General features: G+C 57.9%; 15 protein-coding genes. 11 read left to right on the forward strand and 4 right to left on the reverse strand.

What is annotated here, in order from left to right:
- Positions 1-6 precede the first annotated feature (6 nt).
- Positions 7-747 (forward strand): cytochrome c biogenesis protein CcsA, encoded by a 741-nt coding sequence (gene ccsA / locus LW884_06600; GenBank protein MCE3007999.1) that lies wholly within the window; start codon positions 7-9, stop codon positions 745-747.
- Positions 740-919, forward strand: coding sequence for a CcmD family protein (locus tag LW884_06605; GenBank protein ID MCE3008000.1), 180 nt, complete (start codon positions 740-742; stop codon positions 917-919). Before ccsA ends, LW884_06605 begins: the two co-directional genes overlap by 8 nt.
- A gap of 131 nt (positions 920-1,050) precedes the next feature.
- On the opposite strand, the gene LW884_06610 is transcribed toward LW884_06605, so the two are convergent.
- From LW884_06610 to rpsO, 3 genes are read right to left on the reverse strand one after another with little or no spacing between them, the layout of a single operon-like run.
- Positions 1,051-2,037 carry a GDP-mannose 4,6-dehydratase gene (locus tag LW884_06610; GenBank protein ID MCE3008001.1) on the reverse strand — a complete coding sequence of 329 codons (987 nt, stop codon included), beginning with the start codon at positions 2,035-2,037 and terminating at the stop codon, positions 1,051-1,053.
- 12 nt (positions 2,038-2,049) lie between these two features.
- The gene (pnp, locus tag LW884_06615; protein ID MCE3008002.1) at positions 2,050-4,356 is read right to left on the reverse strand and encodes a polyribonucleotide nucleotidyltransferase; all 2,307 of its coding nucleotides are present in this window, start codon (positions 4,354-4,356) and stop codon (positions 2,050-2,052) included.
- A 42-nt stretch (positions 4,357-4,398) separates the two neighbouring features.
- Positions 4,399-4,674 (reverse strand): 30S ribosomal protein S15, encoded by a 276-nt coding sequence (gene rpsO / locus LW884_06620; protein ID MCE3008003.1) that lies wholly within the window; start codon positions 4,672-4,674, stop codon positions 4,399-4,401.
- Positions 4,675-4,877: 203 nt separating this feature from the next.
- Here rpsO and LW884_06625 point away from each other — a divergent pair, with 203 nt between their 5' ends.
- Together LW884_06625 and LW884_06630 are read left to right on the forward strand one after the other, a co-directional pair.
- Positions 4,878-7,358, forward strand: coding sequence for a hypothetical protein (locus LW884_06625; GenBank protein MCE3008004.1), 2,481 nt, complete (start codon positions 4,878-4,880; stop codon positions 7,356-7,358).
- Positions 7,359-7,443: 85 nt separating this feature from the next.
- On the forward strand, positions 7,444-8,100 hold the full coding sequence (locus LW884_06630; protein ID MCE3008005.1) for a MarC family NAAT transporter: 657 nt from the start codon (positions 7,444-7,446) through the stop codon (positions 8,098-8,100).
- Here LW884_06630 and LW884_06635 read toward each other — a convergent pair.
- Positions 8,068-9,438, reverse strand: a complete 1,371-nt coding sequence (locus LW884_06635; GenBank protein MCE3008006.1) for a DUF1015 domain-containing protein — start codon at positions 9,436-9,438, stop codon at positions 8,068-8,070. The genes LW884_06630 and LW884_06635 overlap by 33 nt on opposite strands.
- 72 nt (positions 9,439-9,510) lie before the next feature.
- Here LW884_06635 and LW884_06640 point away from each other — a divergent pair, with 72 nt between their 5' ends.
- From LW884_06640 to LW884_06670, 7 genes are all read left to right on the forward strand, one after another.
- Positions 9,511-10,398: a hypothetical protein gene (locus LW884_06640; protein MCE3008007.1), complete on the forward strand. Its 888-nt coding sequence runs from the start codon at positions 9,511-9,513 to the stop codon at positions 10,396-10,398.
- 96 nt (positions 10,399-10,494) lie between these two features.
- Complete coding sequence (locus LW884_06645; protein MCE3008008.1) at positions 10,495-10,755, forward strand: trp operon repressor; 261 nt, start codon at positions 10,495-10,497, stop codon at positions 10,753-10,755.
- The gene (locus tag LW884_06650) at positions 10,737-12,218 is read left to right on the forward strand and encodes an anthranilate synthase component I family protein (protein MCE3008009.1); all 1,482 of its coding nucleotides are present in this window, start codon (positions 10,737-10,739) and stop codon (positions 12,216-12,218) included. The genes LW884_06645 and LW884_06650 overlap by 19 nt, the downstream gene beginning before the upstream one ends.
- A 2-nt stretch (positions 12,219-12,220) precedes the next feature.
- Positions 12,221-13,837 carry an anthranilate phosphoribosyltransferase gene (gene trpD / locus LW884_06655; GenBank protein ID MCE3008010.1) on the forward strand — a complete coding sequence of 539 codons (1,617 nt, stop codon included), beginning with the start codon at positions 12,221-12,223 and terminating at the stop codon, positions 13,835-13,837.
- A 20-nt stretch (positions 13,838-13,857) separates the two neighbouring features.
- Positions 13,858-15,228 (forward strand): hypothetical protein, encoded by a 1,371-nt coding sequence (locus LW884_06660; protein ID MCE3008011.1) that lies wholly within the window; start codon positions 13,858-13,860, stop codon positions 15,226-15,228.
- 108 nt (positions 15,229-15,336) lie between these two features.
- Positions 15,337-15,651: a hypothetical protein gene (locus tag LW884_06665; GenBank protein MCE3008012.1), complete on the forward strand. Its 315-nt coding sequence runs from the start codon at positions 15,337-15,339 to the stop codon at positions 15,649-15,651.
- Between the two features lie 137 nt (positions 15,652-15,788).
- A complete protein-coding gene (locus LW884_06670; protein ID MCE3008013.1) occupies positions 15,789-17,831 on the forward strand; it encodes a thioredoxin domain-containing protein in 2,043 nt (680 codons plus the stop codon).
- The last annotated feature ends 91 nt before the right edge of the window (positions 17,832-17,922 follow it).

The raw sequence follows: 17,922 nt of genomic DNA on the forward strand, positions 1-17,922 counted from the left end.
CAGCCAATGACGAAAAACAGGTATTTACGCCTCGTTTACAAGAGCCTCGCCATTCTGCTGCTTACCTACGCCCTGTGCTTTGGGCTGCTGGGCACGCTGCCCCGTGTGGGCCAGCTGGGGCACACAGCCCGAAACCTGTTCTACCATGTACCGATGTGGTTTACCATGTATTTGGTCATGTTTGTGTCTTTGTACTACACCCTGCGCTACCTGCACAGCCAGCACGCGCACCACGACCTGAAAGCCAAGGTGGCGGCACAAATAGGCGTACTGTTTGGGCTAATGGGGCTAGCCACGGGCATTGTATGGAGCCGCGTAACCTGGGGTGCCCTGTACCCCAATAGCGAGCCCCTGGCCTGGTGGAGCTGGGACCCGAAGCAGACCTTTGCGCTGGCTGCCGTGCTGATGTACCTGGCCTACTTCCTGCTACGGGGTAGTATAGAGGACAAGGCCAAGCGGGCGCGCATAGCCGCTGTGTACAACGTATTTGCCGGGGTCAGCCTCATCCCGCTTACCCTGATTATACCCCGCATGATGGGGGGCCAGCACCCGGGTGCGGGGGGCGGTGGGCCGCTGTTTAGCCAAGACGACATCAGCAACGAGTTTCGCGCTGTTTTCTATCCTGCCGTCCTGGGCTTTATGTGCCTGGGCCTGTGGCTGCTCGAACTACGTGCACGCACCGAAATCCTGCAGCACGAATACGAGGAAACCGAACTGGAAAAAGCCCTTAGTACGCCCCATGCTTAAACTACTCAGCCTACTGCAAGCCACGCCAGATGGCCTGCTGTTTCGCAGCGAAAAGATCTTCGCCGTACTAACGGTCATTCTGCTCATTTGGGTAGGCATCATCGTCTACCTGCTGCTCACCAACCGGAAGATCAGCCGCCTGGAAAGGCGCTTCTCTCAACCTAAAAAGTAGCGGCAACAGGGAAGGAAGGTAAACCTGCCAGCTGTATCCGGCACAACCCGCGCCTATTAGTCAAACCCAGCTAGCCGAACGATGTGGGCCCAACCCGAGGGCTAACCTGGCCAGCAGGGGCAGTCGGGCAACTATAGGCCAGCCCGCTGATGTGTAATTACATCCAGCAAGATTGCTTCCAAGGGATAGGCAATCTGAAAATTCAGCGTCGCCTCCAGCTTGCTAATGTCGGCAGTGCGCCGATTCATGTCCTCAAAGCCCTTGCCGTAGGCAGCCTCATAGCTAACGTGCTCCAGCCTGCTGTGGCTATCGGCAAGGGAGATGACCAAGCGGGCAAGCTCGTTGATGGATACCTCTATGGGGTTCCCCACATTGAATACTTGGCCGATTGCGGCATCGGCCTCCATGAGGCCCATAATGGCACGAAGTGCATCCTGCACGTGCAGGAAGCTGCGCTTCTGCTCGCCGCTGCCAAACACACGCAGCGGCTGATTAGCCAGCGCCGCCTGCACAAAATTGGGGATCACCATGCCATACTGGCTGAGCTGGCGTGGCCCCACCGTGTTGAAGAAGCGCACCACCACAACCCGGCTGCCATACTCCTTGTGAAAAGCCAGTGCCAAGAATTCATCCATGGCTTTGGTATTGGCATAGGCCCAGCGGTGGTTCTGCGTACTGCCCTCTATGCGGTAGTCATCCTCCTTCAGCTTGCGGGTGCCGGTGTCATCCAGCAGGTCTAGGCTGCGGCCATATACTTCGCTCGTGCTAGCCACCAGCAGCTTTTTGTCATACTTGTGGCAGGCATTCATTACCACGTCCATGCCCCGTACGTTATCCAGTATGGTGGTTACGGGGTGATCCATGATGTACTTTACCCCCACAGGGGCCGCCAGGTGGTACACATGGTCGGCCCACGCCACCAGCGGGTCTACCGTGGGGGCATGGGTAACCGTTTGTTCTACAAACTCAAACCTTGGGTGATGCAGTACGGTAGCCAGGTTTTGTAGCCTGCCTGTAGCCAGGTTATCCAGCACCTTCACCTCATCGCCCCGGGCTACCAGCCGCTCGGCCAAGCTGGAGCCAATGAAGCCTGCACCACCGGTGATAAAGACCCGCACAGCTATCGAGGCTTAGGCTTCGGAATGGTCATTGTGCTGGGTATGCTCACGCCTTTCGGCCCGCTCATCGCCACTTGGGCTCCGGTCTCTGTCGTAGCCGCGATCGCGATCTCGGCGGTCATTGCGTCCGCCTCCGCGCCTATCGTCGCGGCCACCACCACGCCGGTCGTCTCGGCCACCACGCTCACGCGGGGGGGCATCTACCCAGCCCTCGGGCTTAGGCATCATCGCACGGCGGCTCAGGCGGTATTTACCGGCCTTTTTGTCTACCTCAATCAGCTTTACGGGGAATTCGTCGCCTATTTTGATTGCATCCTCAATGGTAGGGATGCGCTCATAGGCCACCTCGCTAATATGCAGCCAACCCTCTTTGCCTGGCAGAAACTCTACAAAGGCGCCGCTTTCCTTCATGCCCTTCACAATGCCATGAAACTCCTCGCCCACTTCGGGCTGGCGGGTAATGGCCTTGATCCGGTCTGCAGCAGCATTCAGCGAGTCTCGGTCTGGCGACGAGATGGTAACATGGCCCTGATTGTTGATTTCTTCGATCACAATCACGGTGTTGGTGGTGCGCTGTAGCTCTTGAATCACCTTGCCCCCTGGGCCGATTACGGCACCAATGGTATCCTGCGGGATGATCAGCTTCACCAGGCGTGGGGCAAACTCGCTGTAGTCGGCGCGGGGCTCGCTAATGGCAGCTTGCATCTTACCCAGGATATGGGCGCGGCCTTCCTTGGCTTGATACAGGGCTTTGGCCAGCACCTCATAGCTCAGGCCACGCACCTTAATGTCCATCTGGCAGGCCGTTATGCCCTTGGGCGTACCGGTTACCTTGAAGTCCATATCGCCCAGGTGGTCCTCATCCCCCAGGATGTCGCTCAGTACAGCGTATCGGTTGCCTTCCATAATCAGCCCCATGGCAATACCACTCACGGGGGCTGCTATTCTTATACCGGCATCCATCAGCGCCATGGTGCCCGAGCACACGGTGGCCATGCTGCTGCTGCCGTTGCTCTCCAGCACATCACTGGTTACGCGCACGGTGTAGTCAAAGTCCTTGGGCATCACCCGCTTCAGCGAACGCTCGGCCAAGTTTCCGTGGCCAATCTCGCGGCGAGAAGGCCCGCGCAGAAACTTGGATTCACCTGTGCTGAAAGGGGGGAAGCTGTATTGCAGCATAAATTTCTTGCTCCCTTCTTTGGTCGCATAGTCTATGGTCTGCTCATCCATCTTGGTGCCCAGCGTTACCGTAGCCAGTGCCTGGGTCTCTCCCCGGGTGAAGAGGGAAGAGCCGTGCGTACGGGGCAGCAGATCTACCTCGCAGAATATGGGGCGAATCTCGTCGGGCTTGCGTCCGTCTATGCGCATATTTTCGTCCAGAATGGTGGCACGCATCACGTCGTACACCACCTCGGAGAAATAGGACTTGATGGCCAGCTCCAGCTCGGAAGCCCGCTCGTGCTCCGGGTTGTAGAACTGGGCAAGGCACGCATCTTTAATGGCCTTGACAGCCTCTGAGCGCTGCTGCTTGGGTAGCTGCTGGCTAAGCACGGCTTTCACCTTATCGGTAGCAAAGGCGCGCAGCTGCTGCTCTACCTGCTCGTCGCGTAGGGGTGTTTCGTAGGTCCGGGTAGGCTTGCCTACCGCCTGACGCAGCTCCTTCTGCCAGGCACATATTTTTTTGATCTGTGCATGTGCGGCCTGCAGGGCACCGATCATTACCTCCTCGCTCACCTCGCTGGCTTCGCCCTCCACCATGTTGATGGAGTCTTCGCTGCCGGCCACTACCAACTCCAGTTCAGCGGTTTCGGTTTCTTCAAAACTGGGATTAATGTGGTACTTACCGCCCTTGTAGATAACGCGAACGGTAGAAACCGGATCGGGGAAGGGGATGTCTGAATTAATCAGCGCCGCGCTGGCAGCCAGGCAGGCATAGGCATCGGGCTGCACCACACGGTCGTTGCTATACACGGTGATGATCACCTGTATGTCGGCATGGTAGTCCTCGGGGAACATGGGCCGGATCGTGCGGTCTACAACGCGGCTGGTCAGGATCTCATACTCATTCAGGCGGCCATCGCGCTTGAAGAATCCGCCGGGAAATTTGCCGGTGGAAGAGTAGTTTTCCTTATAGTCTACGGACAGGGGCAAAAAATCTGTCAGAGGGTTGATCTCGCGCTTGGCCACCACGGTAGCCAGCATGCGGGTATCACCTATTGAGAGCCATGCAGAACCATCTGCCTGGCGGGCCATTTTACCGAACTCGATAGATACAGTATGACCATTCTCCAGCTCGAATGAGCGAGAAAGAGCTTCCATAATTGGAGGGGGATTAATAAGATTAAGAAAGGATGAGCTGGCTTACTTACGAATGCCCAGCTTCTGAATGATGTCACGATAGCGCTGAATATCCTTGTCGCGCAGGTAATCCAGCATCTTGCGGCGCTGCCCTACCAGGCGTAGTAGCCCCATCTTGGTGCTCATATCCTTCCTGTTCTGCTTCAGGTGCTCATTCAGGTGATTGATGCGGTAGGTAAACAGGGCGATTTGGCTCTCGGCACTACCCGCATCCTTGGCATCCCCTTTCAGGCTATTGGCCTTGAAAATCTCTGCGGTCTTTTCTTTGGTCAGATACATTGCTCTTTTCTCTTCTATTTTATCAAGTGGCAAAATAAGCGAGAATTCTCTATCCCTACAATTTTTTTCGCACTTGCTTTGCTTTTTTCTTGCGTACCCCTGTGGGTGTCCGGCCCCAGGCCATTTGGTTTTTTTTCAGGCTACGCATATAGCATTCTGTTTTTGTTTGCTAATTTGCCCTCCGCTTAAATTTTTTGTTTGTTATGCCTCAGATTTGTATCAAGCCCAGCCTGTATCGGTTTTTCTATGCCCTGAGCGTACTGGCCAGCTATGTGGCAATGCACCCTATGGCCCAGGCACAGACACCCGAAACGCGCACCCACCTGTACGACCCCGCCTCGCATCCGCGCGACCATACCATAGATGTGCAGCATGTGCGGGCCGAGCTGGGCTTTCGGCCAGAGGCTGGCCAAGTATATGGCCAGGTGTGGCAAACCTTCCGGTCCCTGCGCCCTAGCCTGGATACCCTGTGGATAGATGGCGAAGGCATACAGATAAGCGCCGCCCTGCTAGACGGGCAGGCAGTACCCTACACCCAGCAGCCAGGCGGCATATCTCTGCAGTTTCCGAAGCCCATTACCTGGGATAAGCCCTACACCCTGCAGCTAGACTATGCATGTACGCCCAGTGATGCAGGAAATGCCAAGAACAACATACACTTTATAGGCTGGAATGACCCCCTGCAACTGAAGCGCAAACAGATATGGGCACACGACATACAGGGCTGGATGCCGGTATACACCGGCGCGAATGACAAATTCACCACAGACCTGACTGTGCGCTTCCGCAAGCCCTACTTTGTGCGCTGCAATGGCACGCCTGGCCGCGTAGTAGCGCATGCCGATGGCACCCGCAGTTTCCGCTACCGGATGACTAAACCCATGAGCAGTTACCTGATTATGCTAGCCATAGGCGAATACGATGGGGTGGTGCGAAAAGCCCGGAACGGCAAGCCGCACTACCTGTACTACTACCCGGAGTACGCCAACCGGGTAGAGCCTACCTATCGCTACAGCACCCAGATGATGGACTGGCTGGAGCAGGAGCTGAACGTGCCCTACCCCTGGGACAGCTATGGGCAGATCCCCATCATTGACTACATGTACGGAGCCATGGAAACCACCACCTGCACCGTGTATGGCGACTTCTACCAGGTGGATTCCATCGCATACAACGACCGCAGCTATGTGCAGACCAACTGCCACGAGCTGGTGCACCAGTGGTTTGGCGACTATGTAACACACCTGACCTTTGGAGACATCTGGCTGACCGAAAGCTTTGCCACCTACTATGCCAAGAAGTTTATCCAGCAGCTACAAGGGCCCGAGGCCTACGAGCTGGAGCGCATACAGGAGCTGCGTAGCACCCTGGCAGCAGCCGAAAAGGACGCCCAGCCTGTGGGCAGCAGCCTAGGTAACCCGGCGCGCTGGTACCCCAAGGGCAGCCTGGTGCTGGATATGCTGCGGGATGTGGTGGGCGACGAGCCCTTCAGGCGCAGCATTACGCGCTACCTGCAGGCGCACCCCTACGGAATGGTTACCAGCCACGACCTGTACCGGGCCTTTGAGGCAGAGCTGGGCTGGAACCTGGACTGGTTTTTTGACCAGTGGGTACACCGTGGCGGAGAACCACACTACCAGATAAACTACACCACAGCAGCCCACGAGACTGAGATAAACATCAAGCAAATCCAGCCTGTAACTGAGCTTTCAGGCTTATTCAAGATGCCCATTTGGCTACAGGTGCATTATACAAACGGGACGTACGATAGCCTGCAACTATGGGTGGAAAAGGCAGAACACACGGTGCGTATACCCAAGAAGGATAAGCAAGAGCTAAGCTTCGTTTTGTTTGATCCTGGGGCACGTGTAATAAAGAAGCTCAGCTTTGACCGCACCCCCACCGAGCTAATGGCCCAGGCCCTGCACGCCCCCCTGCTGCGCGACCGCTACGATGCCCTGCGGGCGCTAGACACGGTAGCCCTGGCAGAAAAACGACCCGCACTCATAGCAGCCTACCGGCAGGCCACACACTGGCTGCCAAAGGCGGAAGTGGTGCGCCAGCTAGCCCGCGATACGGAGCCCGATGCCCAAGCCCTACTGGCCAGTGCCCTACAGGCACCCCACATCCAGCTGCGCACCTATGCAGCCCTCTACCTGGATAGCCTGCAGCCCGAGCTACGCCCCCTATATGAGCACCTGCTGACAGACAGTAGCTACTTTGCCCGCGCCAAAGCCCTGGAAACCCTCTGCAAAAACTACCCGGAAGATGCAGACGCCTACCTGGCCACCACCCAGAACATGCAGGGCTGGCGGGGCAGAAATATTCGTATCAAATGGCTCAAAATCCGGATAGGCCTGCGGCCAGAAACCGCACAGCCCTACCTGGATGAGCTAAAAGCCTACTGCACCAGCAGCTATGAGTTTGAAACCCGCATAAATGCCCTGGATGCCCTGCGGCAACTAAACCAGCTGCCCGATGACGTGATCCCCCTCCTCTACCAGGCATGCCTGCACTGGAACGCCCGCCTGGCAGGCGCGGCAGGGGCCGTGCTCAAGCATTTTTATGCGCAGGCCGACACGGCAGCCCAGCTGCAGGCCTATGAATCTGGCCAAAACTGGACCCCTGAGCAGGATGCCATGCTAAAGCCCCACAGGCCCGAAGGGCAGGCGGAGAAAAAATAGGCTGGGCCCATGCGTAGTTGAAGTTGAGGGAGGGTTGCGTAACTTTGTGGACACTGTGCCTGCCCAGGGGCACAGGCTCGTGCGTATGACCTACGGCCTGGATTTTTACCTGATTTTTCTGACGGGCCTCGTCACCATGATGAACCCACTCAGCGTGGTGCCGGTGTTTCTGGGGCTTACGCATGACCGGGATGAAAAGGAGAAGCGGCGGATCCTGTGGCGGGTAGCCAATTATGGGTTTTTCATGCTGGTGGTTGTGCTGCTGGCGGGTAGCTATATCCTCAACTTTTTTGGCATCACCATACCCGCCCTGCGCATTGGCGGCAGTATCCTGATTATGAACAGCGGATACAACATGCTGCAAAATCGCGGCAACGTAAGCAAGAAAACGCTGGAACAGGACAATGAACGAGACGACATCTCCTTTGCGCCACTCACCATGCCCCTTACCGTAGGGCCGGGCACCATTGCGCTTACCCTTAGCTACGCCGAGCGGGTACCGGCCCTGTGGAACCTGAATGGGGTGATGGTGCACGTATTCCTGCTGGCAGCCATACTGGTGGCCATGGCCCTGGTGTACCTGGTGCTACGCAGCAGCGAGTACCTGCAGCGGGTGCTGGGGCACACCGGCATAGCTGCGATGACCCGAATTATGGGGTTCATTGTACTCTGTATCGGCATACAGATTTTGCTTTCCACCACAGGCGAGCTACTCCGAGAGAATGGCCTGATCTCCCGCTAGGCGAGACCACTGTAGCGCCACGGCAGAGGGCTGCACACCCGAGAGGAAGAGTGCCTCGTGCGGGGCCTGGTAGTCTGCTTCGCGCAGGCTGGCAAACACAAGGCCGTTCATCAGCTTGGGGAAGAAAAAGGTGCTTTTGGCCGGCATCAGCCACTCATCATTGCACACGGCCAGCAGGCTACGCATGGGCACCCCGTTCAGGATGAAAGCAGCGTGGGTATCGCTCGCCTGCCGGATTGCCTCCTGGGCCTGGGGTACATACCGGATATCGAGCTGGGTGGCCTGCTCTTCATAGGGCATGCCCAGTATTTTATCCAGCACCAGGTAGTGCAGCAGGGTATAGTCCAGGTCCTTCACGCTGCTGGGCATACGCGGCTCTATCAGCTCCAGCGGGTCCAGCTCTGGCCGCAGGGAGAGGATGAGCTGCCTGCCCTGCCACACCAGGCCAAGTGTATGCGCCCGATCGCGTATGGCTTCATACAGGCTCTGTCGGCTGCGGTGCTCTGTCAGTTCGAAAAACAACTGCAGGTCTGTTGCCAGCTGGGCATGGGTGTGCCCGGCTGGCATGCGCAGCACGCGGTGTATGGGCAGTATCTGCAGGTCGTGCCCCCGCATGTTGCTCAGGTACATCAGGTGGTAGCGGTAGGGGTGGTGCGCTGGCAGGTTTGGGTTCTGCTCCAGTGCCCTGCGCAGCAGGCGCCTGCTGGCCGCCACCCGGTGGTGCCCGTCTGCAATATAGATCTTCTTGGGGGCCAGCACCTCGCGCATGCGGTCCAGGTCCTTGCGGTGCACCGCCATACTCAGCTGGCTACGCACACCCTGAAAGTCTGTAGCATCCATCAGGGGAGCCTCCATGTAGGCCGCTAGCAGGGGCTCCAGCCGAAAGTAGGGGTCACTATACAGGCCATGGGTAGGGGTCAGCTGCATCTGCATCTGCTGCAGCAGCTCGGCCCGCTGGGCCACCCGTGCCGGTAGCACCCCCTCGTGGGGTACAAGGGTGTCGGGCTCGCCCTCGGGCGAGATCCTGACCAGGGCCAGAAACCCCCTGCGCACCTGCTGGGTGCTGTGGCCGAATAGCGAAAAGGTCTGAAAGAATGGGTAAAAACTCGGCAGCGGATCTTGGCGAAGCACACCCGTGGCACGCCACTGCAGGCCGGCAGCCTGTGCGGCCCCCAGGTCTCTGGGCATGGCCAGGTGCAGGCTGCTGTGGGGCTGCTGATACAGCTGCTGGAAAAAGGCATCGTCAAAGCCATCGTACATAGGGCTGAGCACGTCCATGGGCTGCCGAAAAAACTCGGGAGCATAGCGCCATGCACGAAAAGGACGAATCTCTGCCATGATGGGGGTTCAGCTGTTGAACATACTAATGTGGCGGCAAAAGTAGCAAAGCCTGCGTAGTTTTGGGTGCAAATGCCTGCTTTTTTGCACAACATCCTTTCACCCCGTACGCACATTGACCATATATCATTTGGCGAAGAATGCTTCTACGCCAAACGAGAAGACCAGATACTGGATGGGCTGGGCGCAAATAAACTGCGCAAGGCCAGCAGCCTGTTTCCCAGCCTGCTGGCAGGCAGGGCGGGTGTGGTGCTGGTGGGGGGTGCGTATAGCAATCAGCTGCTGGCGTATACCCGTCTGCTTCGGCAGCATGCCCCCCGGATAGACATCCGGCTGGTGGTGCGGGGCGAACCTGAGCTGAGGCCCGTGGGCAACCTGGCCCAGCTGCGGGCACTGCTACCCCCGCAGGCATTCCACTGGCAGGCACGCAGCAGCTGGAACCAGGCACCGCATGCGGCCCGGCAGCTAGCTGAGCAGCTGGGGAGCTATGCCGTTATCCCCGAAGGCAGCTTCATGCCCCAGGCCGTGGCCGGAGCTGCCACCCTGGCACAGGATATACAGCGCAATGAGGCGGAAAGTGGCCTGCACTTTGGCCATATATGGCTGGACGCAGGTACGGGCCTAACGGCCATGGCTACCCTGCTGGCACTGCCCGACAGGCACTACCACATCATAGAGCTGGCTGCGGACCCCCTACCCTTTGCCCAGCGGCTGGCACAGGTGGCCCACTGGATGGGGCAAGACGTACCGGCCCTGCACTACAGCCTGTACCGCCCTGGCCTGGCCCCACGCTTCGGCCAGGTAACGCAGGCCGTAAGAGACTATGCCGCCCGCTTCCGGGCCGAAACCGGCATACAGCCCGACTGGGTATACACCACCAAGCTGCTGGCCACAGCCCTACCCCTGCTGAACACCCAGGCAGGCACACAGCTACTGGTGCTGAGCGGCGGCGGCGCTTAGGCCAGTTCCAGCTCGGCCAGGCAGCTGGTTCAGCCAACAATAAAACGTACTAGTACACTAGTGCAAATCCGGAATTTTTCTACCTTTGCAGCTATCATGAAACTAGAAGAACTCATCCACCATAGCCAAGCCGATGAACTATCGGCCGTTTTAAAGGCTACTTTTACCGAAAAAGAGCTGCAAATGGTAAGCGAACGCTGGGCTATCTTTCGGGGCTTCTACGAGGGCCGCAGTCAGCGAGACATTGCCCAGACCCTGGGCTGCGGTATCGCCACCGTTACCCGGGGGGCAAAGGCCTACCGCGAGTACAAGCAGCTGATCGATAACATTCTGCAAAAATGCACACCCACCGCCTAGCCATAGACCCCATACCCGCCGAAAGCCTGTATCATCGGCTGGGGCAGCCCAGCCCCTTCTTCCTGCTGGAATCACTGAGCGTGAGCGAACGATTCGGGCGGCTAAGCCTGGCAGGCTACGACCCCTGCCTGGAGCTGAAGGCGGACGACACGCACTGCACCCTAAGGCTGCTAAATGCGCGGGGTGGACAGTATCTGGCGTTTGCTCGGACATATTTTGCCCCATACATTGTCGAATCCGATGCAGAGCAGCTCGTGCTGGGCATGGCCAGGCAGCCCTATGTGGGCGAGGAGGATGGGCGCCTGCAGCAGCTAAACACGGCCCAGGTAATCCGGCAGCTGCTACAGCAGTTCCATACCGAAGAAAAAAGCTTCGCAGGACTGTATGGCGCACTGGCCTATCGTTTCGTCTACTTGTTCGAAGACATCCCCTGGCAGCACAAAACAGCAGTGCCCCACTTCCATCTGTTTCTGTACGACAGTTTTGTTTTTTTCGATCACCTGAGCCACACCTGCCAGATACAGTGCACCCGGGCCACTGCAGCCGAGGCCGAGGCGGCATGCGGCGAACTGGCAGCGCAGGTGGCCAGGCATGTGCCCCACAGCCCACGCCCGTGCCAGCTGCAAGACCCCCAGTTTACACCCTCCGAGGCCGACTTTATCCAGCAGGTAGAGGACGCAAAAGAGTTGTTCCGAAGCGGAGAGCTGATGGAGATTGTGCTCTGCCGGCGGCTGCAAGCCCGGCTGATAGGCCAACCCTACGATCTGTACCTGGCCTACCGCACCCACAACCCCAGCCCCTACCTGTTTTATTTCGATATGGGTGGAGCGGAACAGCTAATAGGGGCCAGCCCCGAGATGATGCTGCGCCATGAAAACGGCAAAGTGGTGCTGAGGCCCATAAGCGGCACCGCCCCACGAGGCAAAACGCCCATGGAAGACCACGACAACATGATGCGCCTGCTGAACAGCAGCAAGGAAAAGGCCGAGCTTGACATGCTGATAGACCTGGGCCGGAATGACCTGGCGCGTATATGCGAGCCTGGCGTGGCCATAGAGGACTACCGCTATGTAGAAAAGTACAAACGGGTGATGCACACCGTAGCCCAGGTAAGTGGCACCCTGCAAGCCGGAAAGACCGGGCTGGATGCCCTCATTGCCAGCCTGAATGCCGGCACGCTGACAGGCGCACCCAAGCTGGCAGCCATGAAGTATATTGAGCAAATGGAGCCCTTTGCGCGCGGCTACTATGGTGGTGTGGCAGGCTACCTGGCCCTGAGCGGGGAGGTGGATACCGGCATCATTATCCGCTCGGCCCACATCCGCCAGGGGATGCTGGAATACCACAGTGGGGCTACCCTGCTGATAGACTGTGAACCTGCCTACGAGCTGAACGAAACCCGCATAAAGGCCCAGGCCTTTATGGACCTGTTTGAACCCACAGAGACCCCTGCAACTACCTAGCCATGTACCGGAAAATATTGATGCTCGATAACTTCGACTCCTTTACCTACAACCTGGTAGATTATTTCCGTAGGCTGGACTGCGAGGTGCTGATCTACCGAAACGATGTGCCGGTGGCCGAGCTGGAAAAGGTGGACTTCGACCTGCTGGTGCTAAGCCCCGGCCCCAGTGTACCCAGGAATGCGGGCAACATGATGCAGGTAATCGATACTTTCTATCAGCGCAAGCCCATCTTTGGCGTATGCCTGGGCCTGCAGGCCCTGATAGAGTTTTTTGGCGGTAGCCTGCAGTTTCTGGAGCCGGTGCACGGCAAGGCGGGGCAGATTATACACGATGGGAAAAGCATCTATAGCGGCCTACCCGCCGAGGTGCGAATGGGCCGCTACCACAGCCTGGCAGCCGATGTGGTGCCCCAGGTATTTGAAGTATCGGCCCGCAACCCCCAGGGCGTGGTAATGAGCATCCGGCACAAGCAACTGCCCATAGAGGCCGTGCAGTACCACCCGGAGAGTGTGCTAAGCATGGGCGACGAGGTAGGCTTCCGGCTGATCCGCAATGTGGTGCAGGGCCGGCTGAGCACCGGCAATGTGGGCTACTACAGCCTGATGCACAAGGTGATGGACGAGGAAAGCCTACAGGCCGAAGACTTCGATCAGTTTGTAGAGCAGATCAAGGAAAACCAGCTGACCGAAGACCAGAAGCTCATCCTGCTGGTAAGCATGAGTGGCCGGCTGAAGAATCCGGTATCCCTCAGCCGCTTTGTGCAGGCCCTGCTGAAGCATAGCACCTGGGAGGCCCCCCTGGGGCCCGATGCCATCGACATCTGTGGAACGGGGGGCAGCGGGCTGCCCAGGCTAAACACCAGTACCCTGGTGGCCATGGCACTGGCTGCCAATGGCGTACCCATTGCCAAACACGGTAACCGGGCCGCCAGCGGTCGCTTTGGCAGTTTCGACCTGCTGAACGACCTGGGCCTGGAGCTGGACGCAGAGCCGAAAGCTGTACAGCGGGCCTATGGGGCTACTGGCTTGGCTTTTATTTTCGCCCCCAAGGCACACCCCGTGGTGGGGGCCTTTGGCGCCAGCCGCGCACGCATTGGCATCCCCACCCTCTTCAACCTACTAGGCCCGCTGCTCAATCCACTACAGCCCAAGCGCCAATTCATCGGCACTGCCTTTGCCCAGTATATGGACCTGATGGCAGAAACCGCCAGCCTGCTGGGAAAGGAAAAAGTAGTGATTGCCCGGGGGGAAGATGGCCTGGACGAAATAACCCTGACTGGTACCACCCGCCTCATCACCATTGAGCAGGGGCACAAAAGCACAGGCGTGGTGCACCCGGCAGACTTCGGCCTACAGGTGCTGCCCTTTGAGGCTATTAAAAGCGAAACACCCCGGCAGAGCCTGCAGCTGGCACAGGAGATAATTGCCGGAAAGCCCAGCACGCAGCACTACCAGCTGGTAGCCGCCAATGCCGCCTGGATATACAGCCATTTTTATAAAAGCATCCCGCTGAAGGAATCGTATCAGAAAATGGAAGAAACCATCCGATCCGGAAAACTGCAGCTGCTACTAAACGCCTACAATAGGCACCTACAGGCACCTACACCAAAATCATAAAGCATCGGCACCTACCACACATGGCACCAGCCCCCACTATTTTACAAGAGATTGCCCGGCACAAACAGCAGGAAATAACGGCCTACTACCAGCAGCATAGCCTGGAAAGCCTACGCCAGCAGGTAGTGCCCGGCACACGGAAGTTTCATAACCTGACAACCCGAAACAGACAACTGGGGCGCAAGTTTTTCATCGCCGAATTCAAACGGCGTAGCCCGAGCAACCCCGGCATTGCCCCCACTGCAGACCCCCTGATCCAGGTAGCTAGCTACCTGGATCAAGGCGCGGATGCCATCTCGGTACTTACGGATAACCGGTACTTTGGCGGCCAGTTTGAAGACATGCTGCAGGTGCAGCAGCTGGTGGGCGCGGGGCCTGTGGCTATTCTGAACAAGGACTTTATTCTCGATCCGATCCAGATCTATCTTGCGCGAAAGTATGGGGCCGACCTCATCTTGCTCATTGCAGCGCTGCTAAGCGACGAGGAGCTGCTAAGCTACCACACCCTGGCTACCAGCCTGGGTATGGACACCATAACGGAAGTACACACCCGGGAAGAGCGAGACCGAGCTGTGCGCCTGGGCCTGCCGGTCATCGGGGTGAATAACCGAGACCTGCATAGCTTCAAGATCAGCCTGAACACCACCAATTTTCTGGCCTACGACCTGCCCAAAGATCGCATAGTGATTGCCGAGAGTGGCATGGATCAGCCTATAGACTTCCGCATTTGCGGCCCGTATGCAGATGGCTTTCTGGTAGGCACCTCGCTGATGCAGGGCAGCCAGAAGATCGAAAAACTACAGGATCTACTACAGCAACGCTACTTTTTCAAGGCCTGTGGGCTGCGCACGGCCGAGCAGCTAGACTACCCGGGGCCCGACCTGCAGGGCATCAACTTCAGCCCAAAAAGCAGGCGCACGATGCCAGCGTCGGAGCTCAAAAAGGCGAAACTATCAGCCAAGAGCGTGGCTTTGTTTTTCCAAAACTCGCCCGAAGAAATGCGCAATCTATTGAGCCAATCTGCCTTCCGCTGGGTACAGACCTACGGAGATATGCCTGTCGATTTGGTTCAGGCAAGCAAAAAAAAATGGATCTACGCCTTCCGGCAGCCCGACACCCACTATGCAGACTACCTGCACAAGTATCCGGCCGATCTCTTTATTCTGGACGGCGCTGTGCCAGGTAGCGGCCAGTCCAGAGGCTACTCCATACCCGATGATTTTCCCTTCCCCTTCCTGCTCGCAGGTGGCATAACGCAAGACACCCTGCAGCAGGTGCAGGAGCACCCCCTATGTATAGGCGTAGACATGGCCAGTGGAATAGAGAAAGAAGGAAGCCCAGATAAGGAGCTAATCCGAAATATCGCTGAAAAACTGCACGGCCTACCCTGATGGGCAACCAGTGTGCGTGCTATTTTTGTAGTGAGTGAACAAAAAATGATTGAAAACTATTATTAGCTTTGTAGCTACTTGTATAATCTATTTTTTCTACCACTCATTATGAAAATCAAAGTCAAAAAAGTAAGTTTCTCGGAGATCGAGGTAAAGAAAGCCTTTATAACCATTATCGAAAATGACCTAAAAGAGATGGTTACCACCGGACTGGAACCCGGCAAAAACCCTTTCCGCCTGCTTGCCTCGCCTGAGGAAGCCGTGGCCGACAAAAAAAGCCGGAACCAGCGGGTGAAGAAACTGCTGGTAGTGGAGCTGGATGTAAACAAACTGGATGGAGAAAAGATTGTGGCCGGCGAAGTACTGGAGTATGAAGGCAACATCTCGCTGGCTCAGGTAAAGCGGGTAACCGAGGTGGAATAACCCAAAAGTGTCGGCTGGTCCGAGCATAACGAGCATAGAATGGGGAGGCAAATGCCTCCCTTTTTTGCTTTTCTTTGGGCCAGCCGCCGCCAGACGGTAGGCCCGCCGACCTTTGCCCATCCCTAGCCAAACCTGCCATGCCCCAGGCCAATGCCCTGATACACGAAACAAGCCCCTACCTGCTGCAGCATGCCCACAACCCCGTGCACTGGCAGCCCTGGGGCGAGGCCGCACTCGCCCAGGCCCAGCGCGAGCAGAAGCTGGTACTCATCAGCATAGGCTACAGTGCCTGCCACTGGTGCCATGTAATGGAGCACCAGAGCTTTGAAGACGAGCAGATAGCAGCCCTGATGAACGCACACTTTGTGTGTATAAAGGTGGACCGCGAAGAGCGGCCCGACATAGACCAGCTGTACATGGATGCCGTGCAGCTGATGAGCGGCCAAGGGGGCTGGCCACTAAACTGCTTTGCCCTGCCAGACGGGCGCCCGGTGTATGGCGGCACGTACTTTCCACCCCGGCAGTGGACAGCCGTGCTGCAGCAGCTGGCCCAGCAGTGGCGGCAGCAGCCCGCCCGCTTTGAGGAATATGCCAGCCGCCTCACAGGTGCCATCCGGCAGCTGGAAGTGCCCGAGGAGGCAGACGAAACCCCCTTCCGGCCGGAGACCCTGCACCAGCTGTACGAGCGCTGGCACACCAGCTGGGACCCCGACTATGGCGGCGAAAACCGCACCCCAAAATTTGCCATGCCGGTAAACCTGCAGTACCTGCTGGCCTATGGGCACACGCTGCAGCAGCCCCAGGCACTGGCCCATGTGCACCGCACCCTGACCCGCATGGCCTGGGGCGGCCTGTACGATGCCGTAGGGGGCGGCTTTGCCCGCTATAGCACAGATAGATACTGGCACGTGCCGCACTTCGAAAAAATGCTGTACGACAATGCCCAGCTGGTATCGCTCTACAGCCAGGCCTGGCGCCAGCAGCCCGATCCGCTATACCGCCAGGTGGTACAGGAAACCCTGGACTGGATAGCAGATGCCCTGACAGACCCCTCCGGAGCCTTCTACAGCGCACTGGATGCCGATAGCGAGGGCGAAGAGGGTCAATACTATGTATGGACCCTGGCGGAACTGCAGGCACTACTGGGCCCGGATGCCCCCCTACTGGCTGCGGCCTACACCTGCACCGAAGCGGGAAACTGGGAGCATGGGAAGAATGTGCTACACAGAGTGCAGCCGCTGGCCGAGCTGGCCCCGGCCCTGAACATGGACGAAGCCGAGCTGAGCAGCAGGCTGGCCAGCGCGCGGCTCCAGCTGTGGCAGGCGCGGGCACAGCGCCCCGCCCCCGGCCTGGATGACAAAACCCTGGCGGGCTGGAATGCCCTGATGATACGCGGCTATGTGGAGGCTTACCGCAGCTTTGGCAAGGCCGAATACCTGGAGGCAGCCCAAAAGAATGCCCACTTCATAGAGCGGGAAATGGCCGCAGGCGACAGCCTGCACCGCAGCTGGAAGCAGGGCCAGGCGCGCATCAATGCCTATCTGGAAGACTACGCCCTACTCATAGAGGCCTATATACACCTGCACGCTGTTACCCTGGATGCATACTGGCTGCGGCGTGCAGCTGCCTATGTGGCCCACCTGGAGCAGCACTATTGGGACGCCGAGGCAAGCCTGTATCGCTTCACCAGCCGAGCGGATCCGCCGCTAATTGCTATACGGAGAGACCTGTATGACAACGTAATACCCAGCGCCAACTCCACCCTGGCGCGGGTGCTACCCCAGCTGGGCACCCTGCTCGGCAGGCCCGAATGGGCAGAACGGGCGCGAAAAATGCTGCAGCGTGTGCAGCCCCGCCTGGTGGAGCATGGGTCGGCCCTGGCAGGCTGGGCTCATGCCTACCTGGCCACACTCCTGCCGGCCCAAGAGGTGGTGGCCTGCGGCCCGCAGGCCATGGCCTACCAGCAGGCGCTACAGCAGCAGTATCTGCCTTTTGCCACCCACACCGGTGCGGTGGCAGAGCCAGAGGACGCAGAAGCCCTTCCACTACTGAAATACCGCTGGAATGCGGGCGAAACGAACATCTATGTGTGCAGCGGCGGCGCGTGTCAGCTGCCTGTTTCCACCGTTTCGCAGGCCATTCAGCAGCTAAGGGCCGGGCAAAATGTGAAACCGGAATGATTTTTTTAAAAAAAATTGGTGATTTCGTGCTTTGGGGCTAAATTTGTGTCCCTAAAATTTTTCCACACTTCATGAGCCAAGAGAATAAGGA

Source organism: Bacteroidota bacterium (assembly GCA_021300195.1).
Lineage (GTDB): Bacteria > Bacteroidota > Bacteroidia > J057 > JAJTIE01 > JAJTIE01.